Raw genomic sequence first — 13,022 nt, 5'->3', positions numbered from 1 at the left:
ATGGATGGCTAAAAAAATGCCTGAAATTGGTGAATACAAGTACGGTTTTCACGATAAGGACGTTTCCATTTTCCGTTCAGAGCGCGGATTGACAAAAGAAATCGTAGAAGAAATTTCACGCATGAAAGAAGAGCCTCAATGGATGCTTGATTTCCGCCTGAAATCTCTTGAGCATTTCTACAACATGCCGATGCCGCAGTGGGGCGGGGATTTAAACTCTTTAAACTTTGACGAAATTACGTATTACGTAAAGCCGTCTGAGCGTTCAGAGCGTTCTTGGGATGAAGTGCCTGAGGAAATTAAACAGACATTCGACAAACTCGGTATTCCTGAAGCTGAGCAAAAATACCTTGCCGGTGTTTCTGCACAGTACGAATCCGAAGTTGTTTACCACAATATGAAAGAAGATCTTGAAGAGCAAGGCATCGTCTTCAAAGACACAGACAGCGCGCTGAAAGAAAATGAAGACATTTTCCGCGAGCACTGGGCGAAAGTCATTCCGCCGACTGATAACAAGTTTGCGGCGCTGAACTCAGCTGTTTGGTCCGGCGGATCTTTCATCTACGTGCCTAAAGGCGTGAAGGTTGAAACACCGCTTCAAGCTTACTTCCGCATCAACTCCGAAAACATGGGTCAGTTCGAACGTACGCTGATCATCGTTGACGAAGAAGCAAGCGTTCATTACGTAGAGGGCTGTACGGCTCCTGTGTACACAACAAACTCGCTTCACAGCGCGGTTGTTGAAATCATCGTCAAAAAAGGCGGCTACTGCCGTTATACAACAATTCAAAACTGGGCGAACAACGTTTACAACCTAGTAACGAAACGTACGGTTTGTGAAGAAAACGCGACGATGGAATGGGTTGACGGAAACATCGGTTCTAAATTGACGATGAAATATCCGGCTGTCATTCTGAAAGGTGAAGGCGCGCGCGGCATGACGCTTTCTATCGCTCTTGCGGGTAAAGGACAGCATCAGGACGCAGGCGCGAAAATGATTCACCTTGCACCGAATACGTCATCCACAATCGTATCAAAATCGATTTCCAAACAGGGCGGAAAAGTAACATACCGCGGTATCGTCCACTTCGGACGAAAAGCGGACGGCGCCCGTTCAAACATCGAGTGTGATACGCTCATTATGGATAACAAATCAACTTCTGATACAATCCCTTACAATGAAATCCTGAACGACAACATTTCATTGGAGCACGAAGCGAAAGTATCAAAGGTTTCTGAAGAACAGCTTTTCTACTTGATGAGCCGCGGTATTTCTGAAGAAGAAGCAACAGAAATGATCGTTATGGGCTTCATCGAGCCGTTCACAAAAGAACTTCCGATGGAATACGCAGTTGAAATGAACCGTTTGATTAAGTTCGAAATGGAAGGCTCCATCGGTTAATAGTAAAACCCCGCCATATGGCGGGGTTTTTTTGTTTATTGAATAGTGAAATTTCCGTATTCGCTTGACCGGACATGAATCGGGCCGTTTAAATTGTAGTTCTTCTCTTTGACAATATCGCGGAAAACGTCGACACGGGCAACCGATTCTCTCCATTCGTCCTGGGTGTCCTCATCTGACGGATTCATCAGATCGTCATAGCGCACATCCAAGAATTTATTGAGCCATTTCTTCTCGTCAGTACCGTCTTTCGGTGACCCGCCCATTTTTTTGTTCGTGCGTTTAATCAGGGCATAAAAGGAGTCTGGATCATCGCCGTCGCCATGCTGAATCACCGTATCGTACATCACCGCTTTGGCCAAGGCCGTTTTCAGTCCGGCATTTTCTGAACGTTTCATCGCCGGCTGATAATACAAGCTGTCATTTACCTTATCCTGGGCAGCGCGGAAGGCTTTATCATTGCCAAGTGAGCGCCAGGCAGAAGCGAATCCTTTCAGATTGCTGATGTCATCGCTTTCGTCCTTCGCAAGGCGACGCAATTCAGGCAAATACTTTTTCAATTTGTTATTCGGCACCGCTTTCGTGTATACTTCGACTACTTCCAGCGCATCTCCGGTAGCCGTCGTAAAGCCGGCCCGCCCGCAAGTGTAACCTCTTCCGTCATCCAACGCTTCAATATATCCGTATTGGATTTCCGTCTTTCCGTTTTCAAAGATGCTGGTCAGCTGTTCCGCCCGGCGCTTCTGATCCTTATTCAGCCCGGCCGCAAAAACCGTACCGCTCATCATCAGGGTAAAAAACATGGTGAAAATAAGGGATGAAACCGCCGTCTTCTTCCAAAAACCTGCTTTTTTCTTCAAACTGATTTTCATTGCCATACCCCTTTCATATGTAAGTTACGCACTCAGTATACATGAGGGGGTTGTTATTTTGTTGAAAACACACGAATTTGTCAATATTTTGAAACCTAAGCCCTATCCGGCGCTTCATAAAAAGAACGCACCTTCATCAGACAGACAATCCCGTTCTCGCGTCATTCTCATCTGTAACATAGTCAACGCGGTGAAACCCGCATTGTACAGCCTGCTGATAAAGGGCTTCGAGCATATCCGGATCTTTGCAATATAACGTTACATACGAGCAATCTGCGATGAGAAGCACAAGTTCACAGGAACTCTCCAAATACTCCTCGTACGTATTGATTTCCGTTACCATCCCGCCCGGGAAAGCTTTCAATTCAGCAAAAATCATATAATAAGGGTTTCCTTCCAGACGCTGACGGAGTTCTTGACCCTGAATGATGCGCTGATTTTGCGGAAACAGGTCTGTATCGGTGTCTTCTTTGAATTCCGTATACGCCTCTCCATCACCGATAAACCACGTATAGGAAGAGATGGGGAACGGTTGTAATATATCTGCCGCAAACCGTCCGAATTGATTTGGGATGTCAAAAGTAATGCCGCGTTTCATATGGTCGTATCTCCTTTCGGCTTTTGCTAGAATAATATGGTATACCATTTGGATAAATATTGAAAGGGGTGGGTGTTATGACAACACGATACGGAATTGATGCGCCTTATGGAGCGTTTGGATTTATCTTTATTGCGCTCCTTTATGCCGCAGGCACGTTATACGGCATGATTCCTCCTTACTGGGGCTGGCTGACGGGCACCTTGTTTTTATTGCTCGGTCTTTGGATGCTCTTGTATTCAACGGCCATTAAACTTTTACACCGCCATCGCATTCTTGCGCTATCCGGTTTAAAGCCGGACATGAAGGTGCTTGATGTCGGTACGGGGCGGGGGCTATTAGCCATCGCCGCGGCTCAAAAAGGCGCTGACGTCTCAGCGATTGACAAATGGTCAAGCTGGGACCTGGTCGGAAACGGAAGAGACGCATTTGAAAAGAACAGACAGGCTGAAAGAGCGCCGGAAATTGATTTGTATGACGGACTGGCGCAAGACATGCCGTTTCCTGATGAGACGTTTGATCTTGTCATTTCGCATTTTACCGTACACAACATTTCAGGCAGAAAAAAGAGGGAACGGGCGATTGCGGAAATGGTGAGGGTGCTGAAGCCTGGCGGCATTTTGGCCGTGTCAGATATAAAAAATACATCACAATACAGAGAGATTCTTGAGGAAAACGGCTTTCAGACAAGAACGTATTCCTTTTATTATACGTTTCCGTTTTCGAAACTCATCATTGCTGTCAGGACTCCGGTAGGAACCGGGCGCTCCATTTGTTAAAATAAATAAGACAAAACAGATAGAAAAGGTGTTATACATGAAGTCTTATTTGATTATCGGGGCCGGCATTCTCGGTGCGTCCGCGGCTTATCATCTCGCAAAGGCCGGGGCGGATGTAACGGTCATTGACCGGAAGCACCCGGGGCAGGCGACTGACGCCGCGGCGGGGATCGTCTGCCCGTGGCTGTCACAGCGCCGCAATCAGGCATGGTATGCGATCGCAAAAGGCGGAGCCCGCTATTATAACCAATTGATACAGCAGCTTGAAGCTGATGGAGAAACAGAAACCGGTTATCAAAAGGTCGGTGCTGTCAGCCTCCATACGGATGAAAAAAAACTCAGCCAAATGGAGGAAAGAGCTTATAAAAGAAGAGAGGACGCCCCTGAAATCGGTGACATTACAAGGCTGACTCCGGAAGAAACGAAGGCGCTGTTTCCCGCGCTGTCGGAGGAATACGGGGCGGTTCATGTCAGCGGCGCGGCCCGGGTGAACGGGAGGGCGCTTCGTAAGGCGCTGTTAAATGCGGCCGTTAAGCACGGAGCGGCTGTTTACAATGAAGAAGCGTCAATATTGACAGAGGACGGTGCCGTCATCGGTGTGAAAACCGCAGAACGCACGCTTACTGCCGACCAGGTTCTCGTAACGGCCGGCGCTTGGGCGAGAGAGCTGCTTGAGCCGCTCGGCATCCGTTTTTCAGTATCATACCAAAAGGCGCAGATCGTTCATTTAGAGCTTCAGGGAGAGGATACGGGCGGCTGGCCCGTCGTCATGCCTCCAAACGATCAATACATTCTCGCCTTTGACAGCGGCAGAATCATAGCGGGCGCGACTCATGAAAACGATACCGGCATGGATTTGCGGGTGACGGCCGGCGGTCTCCGCGAGATTTTTGACAAAGCATTAACCGTGGCGCCGGGGCTTTCAGACAGTACTGTAATAGAGACAAGAGTCGGTTTCAGGCCGTTTACTCCCGGTTTTCTTCCCGTCATCGGCAAAGTGCCGAATATCAGCGGACTCCTCGTTGCCAACGGGCTGGGCGCCTCAGGGCTGACGAGCGGGCCGTATCTGGGGGCTGAACTGGCGAAACTCGCACTCGGGCAGCAGACGGAAATTGATTTGAGCCTTTATGATCCGGCCGGGGCGCTTGAATAAAAAATAGCTTTTGGCGCATTCTTATGATAGGATGGAGCTTTAATGAATAAGAGGACGTGACCCATTTGATAAAAATAAACCTTCCTGCTCCTGATGTAACCATTACGGAACGGCAGCAGTCACCGTCGGAGAATGAACCGGCGATTAAAGCGATTTACGGTTTCATTGATTTTCACCAAATTCCGAGAGACAAAGGCGGCATCTTTATGTTTTATAACATTCATGATGAGCTGCTGTTTGTCGGGAAAGCCCGTAAATTAAGACAAAGAATCAAAAAGCATTTTGAAGACAATGTGTCGCCTGTTAAACATCACAGGGACGAAGTGTATAAAATTGAAGTATGTGTCGTAAATGATCCGATGGAAAGGGAGATTTACGAAACGTACGCGATCAATACCCTTCAGTCGAAATACAACATTGAGAAAGTATTTTATAAATAAGAAAAACCGGAGCTTAAGGGCTCCGGTTTTCTTTATGTTTACAGTGCCAGCCACATCACTGCAATATGCACGATCAGCAGACAGTAAACGATGAGGAATAGCTGGACGACCTTTTTTCTGAATAACATGCAGATCATCATGAGCACGGGAAAAATCAGGACGCCGGCCGTTTTATTGATTGATGTATTCGGACGGTTCGACACGTCATAGTGAATGGCCATATCAGCAGGAAGAAACGGATAAAACACAATCGACAGAATAAAGGCGAGAACCACAGCTCCCCACAGCACTTTATCATTCATCAAAAACATATGAACACTCCCTTTTTTACATATAATAGTATATTAGTCCGAAAAATCTAATTTATCAATATTTTACCTGTTGATTGGTGTATAATCATGTCAATGAAATTTCCATACGCTAGGAGGGTTTCAATTGACTGACAAGAAGCAAACCAGCATGTTTTCATTCTTTCTTTTTATCATGGCCGCCTGGATCATCGTTTTGTTTTTTACCGTCATCGCGGCACTGCCAAGCTCCGCCATCCAATTAACCAAGCATCAATCCAAAACCGTTTCCATGATTTATCCGCAAAGCTGGGGATTTTTCAGTAAAGATCCGAGAGAAGACAGCTTGAACATCTATCTTCTTGATGCCGATGAGGAGCTCAGATGGCCGAATAATTCTCTGAAAAATGTCATCGGCTTAAACCGCTACGGCCGGACGCAAGGGATAGAGCTCGGCCTTATGCTGGAAAAGCTGCCTTCCAAAGAGAAGTGGAACGACTTCACGACTGGCCAAGACATTAAGGATACCACATTTTTGAAAATGAAAAATGAGTCTCCCTCCCCAAGGCTGAAAGGGAAAATGATCATTACATATGAACGCATTACCCCATGGGCATGGAGCCAACATACCGAAACGAAAAGAACCATCAAAAAATACATCGGAGTGGATGTCAATTGATTCAGGATGCAAAAAAGCAGCTCACCTTATGGATGATGAAGAATCCGCCTTGGACAAATGTGTACGGGCTTGCCAGAAGCTTAATCGCGCTCGGCACGCTGCTGACATTGCTGTTTAATCCGGCGTCTGTCTTCTTCAAAACGCAAAATCAAATGCTCAGTTTTTCCGACACGTTCAGCCTGTTTCTGCTGTTTCCCGATTTCCGTTACATTGAGATCGTCAAAGCCGTTTGTATCTGTATGTTAATCCTTGTCGTCATTGGCTGGCGGCCGCGAATCACCGGTTTTTTTCACTGGTGGATTTCGTACAGCTTCCAAAACTCCGCCGTTACCCTTGACGGAGGAGATCAGGTGGCTGCCGTTTTTACACTGCTGCTGCTCCCGCTGACATTAACCGATCCGCGGAAATGGCACTGGTCTCCGTACGAGGCGTCTTTTGAGAAAAGACCGCTTGAGCCTTATTACCGCTCCTTATGCTGGGCGACACTGACAATCATCAGAATACAGGTCGCGATGCTGTACTTTAACTCTGTCATTGCCAAACTGATGGAAGAAGAGTGGCAGAACGGAACCGCCGTTTATTACTATTTGAACGATCCGATGCTGGGTCTGCCGGATGCGCTTCACGGTCTGTTTGACTTTATCCTGCAGTCCAAGCTTGTCGTCATCCCGACTTGGGGCACGCTCATTGTGCAAACCATTATGTTCTGCGCTTTGTTCGCTCCGAAAACATATTGGCGTCTGATATTGTTTATCTCCATTTTTATGCACGAAATCTTTGCCGTTATGCTGGGGCTTACCTCGTTTTCCATTACGGTGGCTGGTATTTTGGTCCTGTTTTTGGTGCCGGCAGAGAAAACAGTAGCTTTGAACCATTACAATCCCCTTTTTATCAGATACAATTTTTTCAATAAAAGGAAAAGGAGGAAATTATTTGGTTAAAAGCAAGAAGTCCGCAGCTGCCATGATGCTGGTGTTTGTTTTAATGGTCGCATTAGTCGGCCCGCATGCCGCGGCGAAAACTGAGCCGTCGGTCTCTTATTCGGGTGAAGACATTTTTTCCGGCATCTTTTTCGGACAAGGTGAGGTCGCAAAACTCCTTCCTGAAGTATGGGATACCAAGGCTGTCAAAAAGATTGATCAGGATGAATTAAAGCAAGTTTCCGATCAGGTGATCGCTGATATTAAAAAGTCATCGCCGGATTATTTTAAAGAGTTGAAAGCGGCGGTCTACAGCGGCGATTATGAGAAAGTGAACAGCGTCATTGATCAAGGTTCGCAGATTATGGCGAAAGTGCTGAAAGAAGAGTTTGACAAAAAGAGCATGGACAAAGGAAAATCAACGGCCATCGGCCAATGCGCAACGGCTGTATGGGTATTTTTAAACGCGGCGGCCGCCATTGAGACGATCGCTCTTGCGGTAGCGGCCATCATTTTGACAGTAGCAAGCGTTGACGAAGATTCCGACTTAGGAAAAGAGCAGCTCATCGCTAATGTCGTTGACCGCATTAACGCGCAGCACTGAGGCTGAAGAAAGAAAACGCTAAGGAGACGAACCTTAGCGTTTTTTTGATTGAAGCATCTGTTTTAAATATGCTTCTGAATCAAAGCCGAGTTCCTCGTCGGCTTCTTTTTTCAGTTCAAGCTGAAGTCGCACGTACGTGTCATATTTCGGGCTGAGCTTTTGAAGAAGATTGCTGAAAGGCGATCCCTCCTTCAGCGCGGGCAGATCAGAAGCTGATTCTCCGACCTTGATCAGGCTTTCCCTGTATTCTTCATCTGTCTGCACTCTTTTCACAAGCTGAATGATGATGTTTTTATGAGTGTCCCAAGTGGCGGGGTCTCTCTCCAAAATCCGCTCGATAAATTGATCATGCTGTACTTTGTGCTGCTGGAGCTGAGCCGGATCCTCCTTGCCGACCAGCTGCATCATCGGGTGTGCAGCCGGAACTTCTTCCATATCATCCAATACTTTAATAAGCTCCGCCCATATCGTTTTTTTCTCATCTGTATCAATAGAAAAGTCGAGGAACGGTTCAAACAGCGCGGCGATAAATTCTCCGAAATCTCCCGGGAACAGTTTTTTCAGCTGAAGTCCCATATACTTCGGTTCATCTATTTTGACCTCGCCGATATCATGCAGAATTGAATCGACATTTTCCGCATCTTCCACGCGCTTGATCAGCATTTCAGTCAGTTTCCGTTCCTGCTCAAGCTCTTCAATCTGCCGGCTGAGCTTTTGATGCTGCTGGCGCAGTATATCATGCAGACTGCTGCCCTCTAAGAGGAACGCTTTAATATCGCTTACAGACAGTGCCAGCATTCGGAGGGCGGCAATCATTTTCAGCGTATTCACGTTCTGAGCGGAATACTCACGGTATCCGTTATCAGGGTTTTTGCTGACGGTGATTAAACCTTCCTGCTCATAATATTTGATGGCTTTTTTCGTGAGACCCGTCTGTCTGGCGGCTTCTTTTATATTCATTCTGAATCACTCCCTGTTTTTCATTCTAAACGTGTCTCTAAGGGTCAGGTCAAGAGAGGGCGGGAAATAAGACGGGTTTATTTTATATTTTAGAAATTTCAGAAAATATGATTGACAACGCACCTTTGTTGCGATTAATATAACGTTATATAATGTTATATAACGTTATATAATAAAACACTGAGGAGTGAAGGATTTGAGTCAAACTGCCGCACAAGTGAATCACAAAGTTCAGGCTTTCTTGGATGATCTGAAAGGAAAAACGATTGACCACGTCTTTTTCGTCGCTTGCGGGGGTTCTTCAGCCATTATGTATCCGAGCAAGTACGTGTTTGACAGAGAGGCGAAAGCCATCAGCTCTGATCTCTACAGTTCAAATGAATTTATTCAGCGCAATCCCGTTCAGCTCGGAGAGAACTCTCTCGTGATTTTATGTTCTCAGTCAGGCAATACGCCGGAAACGGTGAAAGCCGCCGGTTTCGCCAGAAAAAAAGGCGCGCTTACGATTGCGATGACCTTTGAGCCTGATTCGCCGCTAGCGAAAGAAGCCGAATATGTCGCGGTGTATGACTGGGGTGAGAATGCACAGGCGATAAATACGAATTACGGGGTTCTGTATCAAATCGTGTTCGGCGCTTTACACGTGCTGGAAAACCATCCCGCGTTTGAGTCGGCGATCGACGGACTCAATAAGCTCCAGACCGTATATGACAAAGCGCTTAAACAAGAAGCGGATCACGCAAAGGCATTCGCGAAAGCCCACGAAAAAGAAGATATCATTTACACGATGGCAAGCGGTGCGAACTACGGCGTCGCTTACTCCTACAGCATCTGCATTCTCATGGAAATGCAATGGATTCATTCCCACGCCATTCATGCCGGAGAATATTTTCACGGACCGTTCGAAATCATTGATGAATCCGTTCCATTTATTATCCTGCTCGGCTTAGACGAAACAAGACCCCTTGAAGAGCGGGCGCTTTCCTTCTCAAAAAGATACGGCAAAAAACTGACTGTGCTTGATGCGGCAGCATATGATTTTTCCGGAATTGACGATTCTGTAAAAGGCTATCTGGCTCCTCTCGTATTAAACCGGGTGCTCAGAAGCTATGCGGATGCGCTGGCGGAAGCAAGGAACCATCCGTTAAGCCAGCGGCGTTACATGTGGAAAGTCGAATATTAAGAACGCGCATTATATTTCACCGGACTATAATGATATATAACGTTATAGTCCGGTGACAAAGGAGGAAAAGCATCTGAAAAAGCTCATCTGCCTGTTCGTTCTGTTAGCCGTATGTCTGTCAGCCGCCGCCTGTTCAAGCCAAAGCAGTTCCTCTGACGGAAAAGTGACTCTGAAGTTTTTTCACAGGTGGCCGAAGGAGCCGGAAAAAAGCTATTTTGAAGAAGCGGTCAAAGAATTTGAAGCCGCTCATCCGGATATTCATATCCAAACGGAAGCGGTCTTAAACGATTCTTATAAAGACAAGGTGAAAGTCATGCTCGGAACAACGAGCCCCCCTGATATTTTCTTTTCATGGAGCGACCGGTTTGCTTATAAATTCATCAAAGGAGATAAAGCCCTCGATCTGTCGTCTTACTATCAGCAGGATAAAGATTGGTCCTCACAGCTTGTGCAGTCACAAATCAAACCTTTTACGCATGACGGAAAACAGTACGGTGTTCCGTGGCAAATGGACGCTAAATCATTCTTTTATAATAAGGACATTTTTAATTCATTACATTTGAAGCCCCCGGCGACATGGGATGAACTGATCACAGTCTCTGAGAAATTGAAAGAGAACGGATATATTCCGATCAGTTTCGGCACAAAAGCGCCTTGGACCATTTCTCATTATATCGGGACGCTGAACCAGCGTATGGTGGATGAAAAAACGCGGGCGAAGGATTACAGCCCGGAAACCGGGGAGTTTACGGACGAAGGCTATGTCAAAGCGCTTGAAAAGCTTCAGGAACTTCTGCCGTACTTTACAAAGCACGTGAACTCCGTTGATCACGAATACGTGCGCCAGCAGTTTACGAGCGGCAAAGCGGCGATGATTTATGCGGAAACGGCAGAAATTAAGCTCGTCGAACCGGTCAATCTGGGCTTGTTTCCTTTCCCGAAAATCAGCGGCGAAAAGGGATCTCCCCGTGCACTGACCGGATCTCCGGAAGGATTTATGATTTCCTCAAAAACGAAGCACCCGAAAGAAGCCATGGAATTTCTTCAGTTTTTAACCTCGAAAAAAATGGGAGAGAAGCTGATAAAAGACGTCGGTAAATACAGCGCGGTTCAGGGAACGGCGACAGAAAACAATTCCACCCCGATCCAGCGTGAAGCCGTGCAGGATATCGTCCGCGCTGAAACAATGGTGCCGTGGTTTGATATGGATGTTGACGTTGAAATCGCCGATGTGTATGCGGCAGGCGTTCAGCAGATGCTCGGCGGCACAATGACACCGCGCGAGGTGATGAATTCCGTGCAGAAAGCGGCGCGTCAAGTCAAAGCGTCATCTGAATAGAACAGATTTCTTTGGAGAAAGGAGATGAGGATTTCCTTGGTCAGCCGAAAACGTTTCATTCCGTATCTGTTTCTCGCGCCCGCGCTGATTTTTCTGCTGTTCGTTTACATTCCGATTATTGAGAATGTGTTTTTCAGTCTGTTTGAATGGAGCTCATTTCAACCCGAAAAGACGTTTATCGGTTTGAAAAATTATATTGACCTGTTTCACGATCCCGTATTTTTTACAGCGCTCCGCAACAATGTGCTGTATGCGGTCATATCGCTGATTTGCCAGGTTGGCGGCGGCTTAATTCTGGCGGCCGTGCTGGAAGACAGATTGGTAAGAAAATGGTCGCCGTTTTTCCGCACGGTCTTTTTTCTTCCGGTCGTCATTTCCATGACCGTCATTGCGCTGTTGTTTGATTTTATTTATAACCCGGAAATCGGGCTTTTGAATCAGCTGCTGGAAGCCGTCGGACTTGATGAACTGACCCGGGCGTGGCTGGGCGATGAAAACACCGCTATGCTGTCTGTCATCTTTGTGTCTCAATGGCAGTCTGTCGGTTACATCGCCATGCTGTACATTGTCTCGATTCAGAGCATTCCCGCTGAATTATATGAATCGGCGCAGCTGGACGGAGCCGGAAAAATCCAGCAGTTTTTTCACATTACGGTGCCGCAGACGAAAGAAATGTCGTTTGTTGCCGTGGTGATGACGCTGACCGGCGCATTTACCGTATTTAATGAACCGTATATTCTGACCGGCGGAGGGCCGGGCAATGCTTCAGAAGTGCTGAGCACATTTTTGTATAAGAGCGCTTTTACAAAGGATATGATGGGCTACGCTTCTGCGATCGCGACGGTGGTGCTTTTGCTGACGCTTGCTCTGTCGCTTATTCAGATGAAATTCTTTAAGACCGGAAAGGAGGAGTAGCCGATGCTTCCTGAAAAGACGGACTTGCGTCATGCCCGTCAGGCCGTCAGAACAGGCGGAAAACCGAGAAAATGGTATGTCGGGGAAACGTCCGTGTGGCTGTTTCTCTTTATCTACCTCATTGCTGTTGCATATCCGCTGTTATGGATGGCGGTCAGCGCCTTTAAAAGCTCGGATGAGATTTTTGAGCACAGCTGGTCGCTGCCCTCTGTCTGGCATCCCGAAAACTTCGTATCCGCATGGAACCAAGGGATTTCCGCTTATTTTATGAACAGCGTCATTGTGACCGTGCTGACTTGTCTCATCACCGTATTTGTGAGCGCCTGGGCGGCATACGGGCTGGCCCGTTTTCAATTTAAAGGAAAAGGGTTTGTGCTGATCATTTGTCTTGGCGGCTTGATGCTGACGCCGCAGGTCAGTCTTGTGCCGCTGTACTCCATTATCCAGTCATTGGGACTGTACAATACGTATTGGGCATTGATTCTTCCGTACGCCGCCTACCGTATTCCGTTTACCGTGATTCTGATCCGTTCCTATTTTTTGTCGATTTCCAAAGAGCTTGAGGAAGCTGCCTATCTGGATGGATGTACAAGTTTCGGAATATTTTTCAGAATATTCTTACCTATGAGCGTGCCGATTCTGGTGACATCAGGCATTTTGACGGCTTACCATACATGGAATGAGTTTATGTTTGCGATTATTTTTATCGATGATGAAAATTTACGGACGATTCCGGCCGGGCTGATGCAGTTCAGAGATGCGCTGCAGACGGATTGGGGCGTGCTGCTGGCCGGGCTGACGATTTCTGCTGCTCCGATCATCGCGCTGTTTCTATTGATGCAGAGATATTTTATCCGCGGCATTGCTGCGGGAAGCGTGAAAGGATAAGGA

General features: G+C 46.9%; 15 protein-coding genes. 11 read left to right on the top strand and 4 right to left on the bottom strand.

Going from position 1 to position 13,022, the window contains the following annotated elements:
• Positions 1-4: 4 nt before the first annotated feature.
• On the top strand, positions 5-1,402 hold the full coding sequence (gene sufB, locus BXO87_RS06625; protein ID WP_007410090.1) for a Fe-S cluster assembly protein SufB: 1,398 nt from the start codon (positions 5-7) through the stop codon (positions 1,400-1,402).
• A 35-nt stretch (positions 1,403-1,437) separates the two neighbouring features.
• Here sufB and csn read toward each other — a convergent pair whose 3' ends face one another.
• Together csn and BXO87_RS06615 are read right to left on the bottom strand one after the other, a co-directional pair.
• A complete protein-coding gene (gene csn / locus BXO87_RS06620; protein ID WP_032869739.1) occupies positions 1,438-2,274 on the bottom strand; it encodes a chitosanase in 837 nt (278 codons plus the stop codon).
• Positions 2,275-2,410: 136 nt separating this feature from the next.
• Positions 2,411-2,872: a DUF2691 family protein gene (locus tag BXO87_RS06615; protein ID WP_076851272.1), complete on the bottom strand. Its 462-nt coding sequence runs from the start codon at positions 2,870-2,872 to the stop codon at positions 2,411-2,413.
• Positions 2,873-2,949: 77 nt separating this feature from the next.
• Here BXO87_RS06615 and BXO87_RS06610 point away from each other — a divergent pair, with 77 nt between their 5' ends.
• The 3 genes from BXO87_RS06610 to BXO87_RS06600 all read left to right on the top strand — a co-directional run bounded on the left by BXO87_RS06610 (position 2,950) and on the right by BXO87_RS06600 (position 5,244).
• The gene (locus BXO87_RS06610) at positions 2,950-3,651 is read left to right on the top strand and encodes a class I SAM-dependent methyltransferase (protein WP_007410092.1); all 702 of its coding nucleotides are present in this window, start codon (positions 2,950-2,952) and stop codon (positions 3,649-3,651) included.
• Positions 3,652-3,688: 37 nt separating this feature from the next.
• A complete protein-coding gene (locus BXO87_RS06605) occupies positions 3,689-4,804 on the top strand; it encodes an NAD(P)/FAD-dependent oxidoreductase (protein WP_047936108.1) in 1,116 nt (371 codons plus the stop codon).
• Between the two features lie 65 nt (positions 4,805-4,869).
• Positions 4,870-5,244, top strand: a complete 375-nt coding sequence (locus tag BXO87_RS06600) for a nucleotide excision repair endonuclease (RefSeq protein ID WP_007410094.1) — start codon at positions 4,870-4,872, stop codon at positions 5,242-5,244.
• Positions 5,245-5,282: 38 nt separating this feature from the next.
• Here BXO87_RS06600 and BXO87_RS06595 read toward each other — a convergent pair whose 3' ends face one another.
• Complete coding sequence (locus tag BXO87_RS06595) at positions 5,283-5,555, bottom strand: DUF1648 domain-containing protein (protein ID WP_015240532.1); 273 nt, start codon at positions 5,553-5,555, stop codon at positions 5,283-5,285.
• Positions 5,556-5,679: 124 nt separating this feature from the next.
• Here BXO87_RS06595 and BXO87_RS06590 point away from each other — a divergent pair, with 124 nt between their 5' ends.
• Genes BXO87_RS06590 through BXO87_RS06580 form a run of 3 tightly spaced genes read left to right on the top strand, consistent with a single transcriptional unit; the run spans position 5,680 to position 7,734 of the window.
• The gene (locus BXO87_RS06590) at positions 5,680-6,210 is read left to right on the top strand and encodes an SdpA family antimicrobial peptide system protein (RefSeq protein WP_040238904.1); all 531 of its coding nucleotides are present in this window, start codon (positions 5,680-5,682) and stop codon (positions 6,208-6,210) included.
• The gene (locus BXO87_RS06585) at positions 6,207-7,151 is read left to right on the top strand and encodes a sporulation-delaying protein SdpB family protein (protein ID WP_007410097.1); all 945 of its coding nucleotides are present in this window, start codon (positions 6,207-6,209) and stop codon (positions 7,149-7,151) included. Before BXO87_RS06590 ends, BXO87_RS06585 begins: the two co-directional genes overlap by 4 nt.
• Positions 7,144-7,734 (top strand): sporulation delaying protein family toxin, encoded by a 591-nt coding sequence (locus tag BXO87_RS06580; RefSeq protein ID WP_007410098.1) that lies wholly within the window; start codon positions 7,144-7,146, stop codon positions 7,732-7,734. Before BXO87_RS06585 ends, BXO87_RS06580 begins: the two co-directional genes overlap by 8 nt.
• Positions 7,735-7,767: 33 nt before the next feature.
• On the opposite strand, the gene BXO87_RS06575 is transcribed toward BXO87_RS06580, so the two are convergent.
• Positions 7,768-8,694: a MerR family transcriptional regulator gene (locus tag BXO87_RS06575; RefSeq protein WP_007410099.1), complete on the bottom strand. Its 927-nt coding sequence runs from the start codon at positions 8,692-8,694 to the stop codon at positions 7,768-7,770.
• A 196-nt stretch (positions 8,695-8,890) separates the two neighbouring features.
• Here BXO87_RS06575 and BXO87_RS06570 point away from each other — a divergent pair, with 196 nt between their 5' ends.
• From BXO87_RS06570 to BXO87_RS06555, 4 genes are all read left to right on the top strand, one after another.
• The gene (locus BXO87_RS06570; protein WP_007410100.1) at positions 8,891-9,877 is read left to right on the top strand and encodes an SIS domain-containing protein; all 987 of its coding nucleotides are present in this window, start codon (positions 8,891-8,893) and stop codon (positions 9,875-9,877) included.
• A 73-nt stretch (positions 9,878-9,950) separates the two neighbouring features.
• On the top strand, positions 9,951-11,216 hold the full coding sequence (locus tag BXO87_RS06565; RefSeq protein WP_032865287.1) for an ABC transporter substrate-binding protein: 1,266 nt from the start codon (positions 9,951-9,953) through the stop codon (positions 11,214-11,216).
• Between the two features lie 24 nt (positions 11,217-11,240).
• On the top strand, positions 11,241-12,131 hold the full coding sequence (locus tag BXO87_RS06560; protein WP_012118373.1) for a carbohydrate ABC transporter permease: 891 nt from the start codon (positions 11,241-11,243) through the stop codon (positions 12,129-12,131).
• A 3-nt stretch (positions 12,132-12,134) separates the two neighbouring features.
• Positions 12,135-13,019 carry a carbohydrate ABC transporter permease gene (locus tag BXO87_RS06555; protein WP_003151895.1) on the top strand — a complete coding sequence of 295 codons (885 nt, stop codon included), beginning with the start codon at positions 12,135-12,137 and terminating at the stop codon, positions 13,017-13,019.
• Positions 13,020-13,022 lie beyond the last annotated feature (3 nt).

The sequence above is a fragment of the Bacillus sp. GZB genome (assembly GCF_001975995.1).
GTDB lineage: Bacteria > Bacillota > Bacilli > Bacillales > Bacillaceae > Bacillus > Bacillus velezensis.
The sequence above is the reverse complement of the archived record's forward strand: the minus strand, read 5'-3'. Positions and strand labels throughout refer to the sequence as shown.

Coding starts and splice junctions, on each gene's coding strand:
- BXO87_RS06605 (WP_047936108.1), top strand. CDS start 3,689: ATGAAGTCTTATTTGATTATCGGGGCCGGCATTCTCGGTGCGTCCGCG.
- BXO87_RS06575 (WP_007410099.1), bottom strand. CDS start 8,694: ATGAATATAAAAGAAGCCGCCAGACAGACGGGTCTCACGAAAAAAGCC.
- csn (WP_032869739.1), bottom strand. CDS start 2,274: ATGAAAATCAGTTTGAAGAAAAAAGCAGGTTTTTGGAAGAAGACGGCG.
- BXO87_RS06560 (WP_012118373.1), top strand. CDS start 11,241: ATGAGGATTTCCTTGGTCAGCCGAAAACGTTTCATTCCGTATCTGTTT.
- BXO87_RS06555 (WP_003151895.1), top strand. CDS start 12,135: ATGCTTCCTGAAAAGACGGACTTGCGTCATGCCCGTCAGGCCGTCAGA.
- BXO87_RS06595 (WP_015240532.1), bottom strand. CDS start 5,555: ATGTTTTTGATGAATGATAAAGTGCTGTGGGGAGCTGTGGTTCTCGCC.
- BXO87_RS06615 (WP_076851272.1), bottom strand. CDS start 2,872: ATGAAACGCGGCATTACTTTTGACATCCCAAATCAATTCGGACGGTTT.
- sufB (WP_007410090.1), top strand. CDS start 5: ATGGCTAAAAAAATGCCTGAAATTGGTGAATACAAGTACGGTTTTCAC.
- BXO87_RS06610 (WP_007410092.1), top strand. CDS start 2,950: ATGACAACACGATACGGAATTGATGCGCCTTATGGAGCGTTTGGATTT.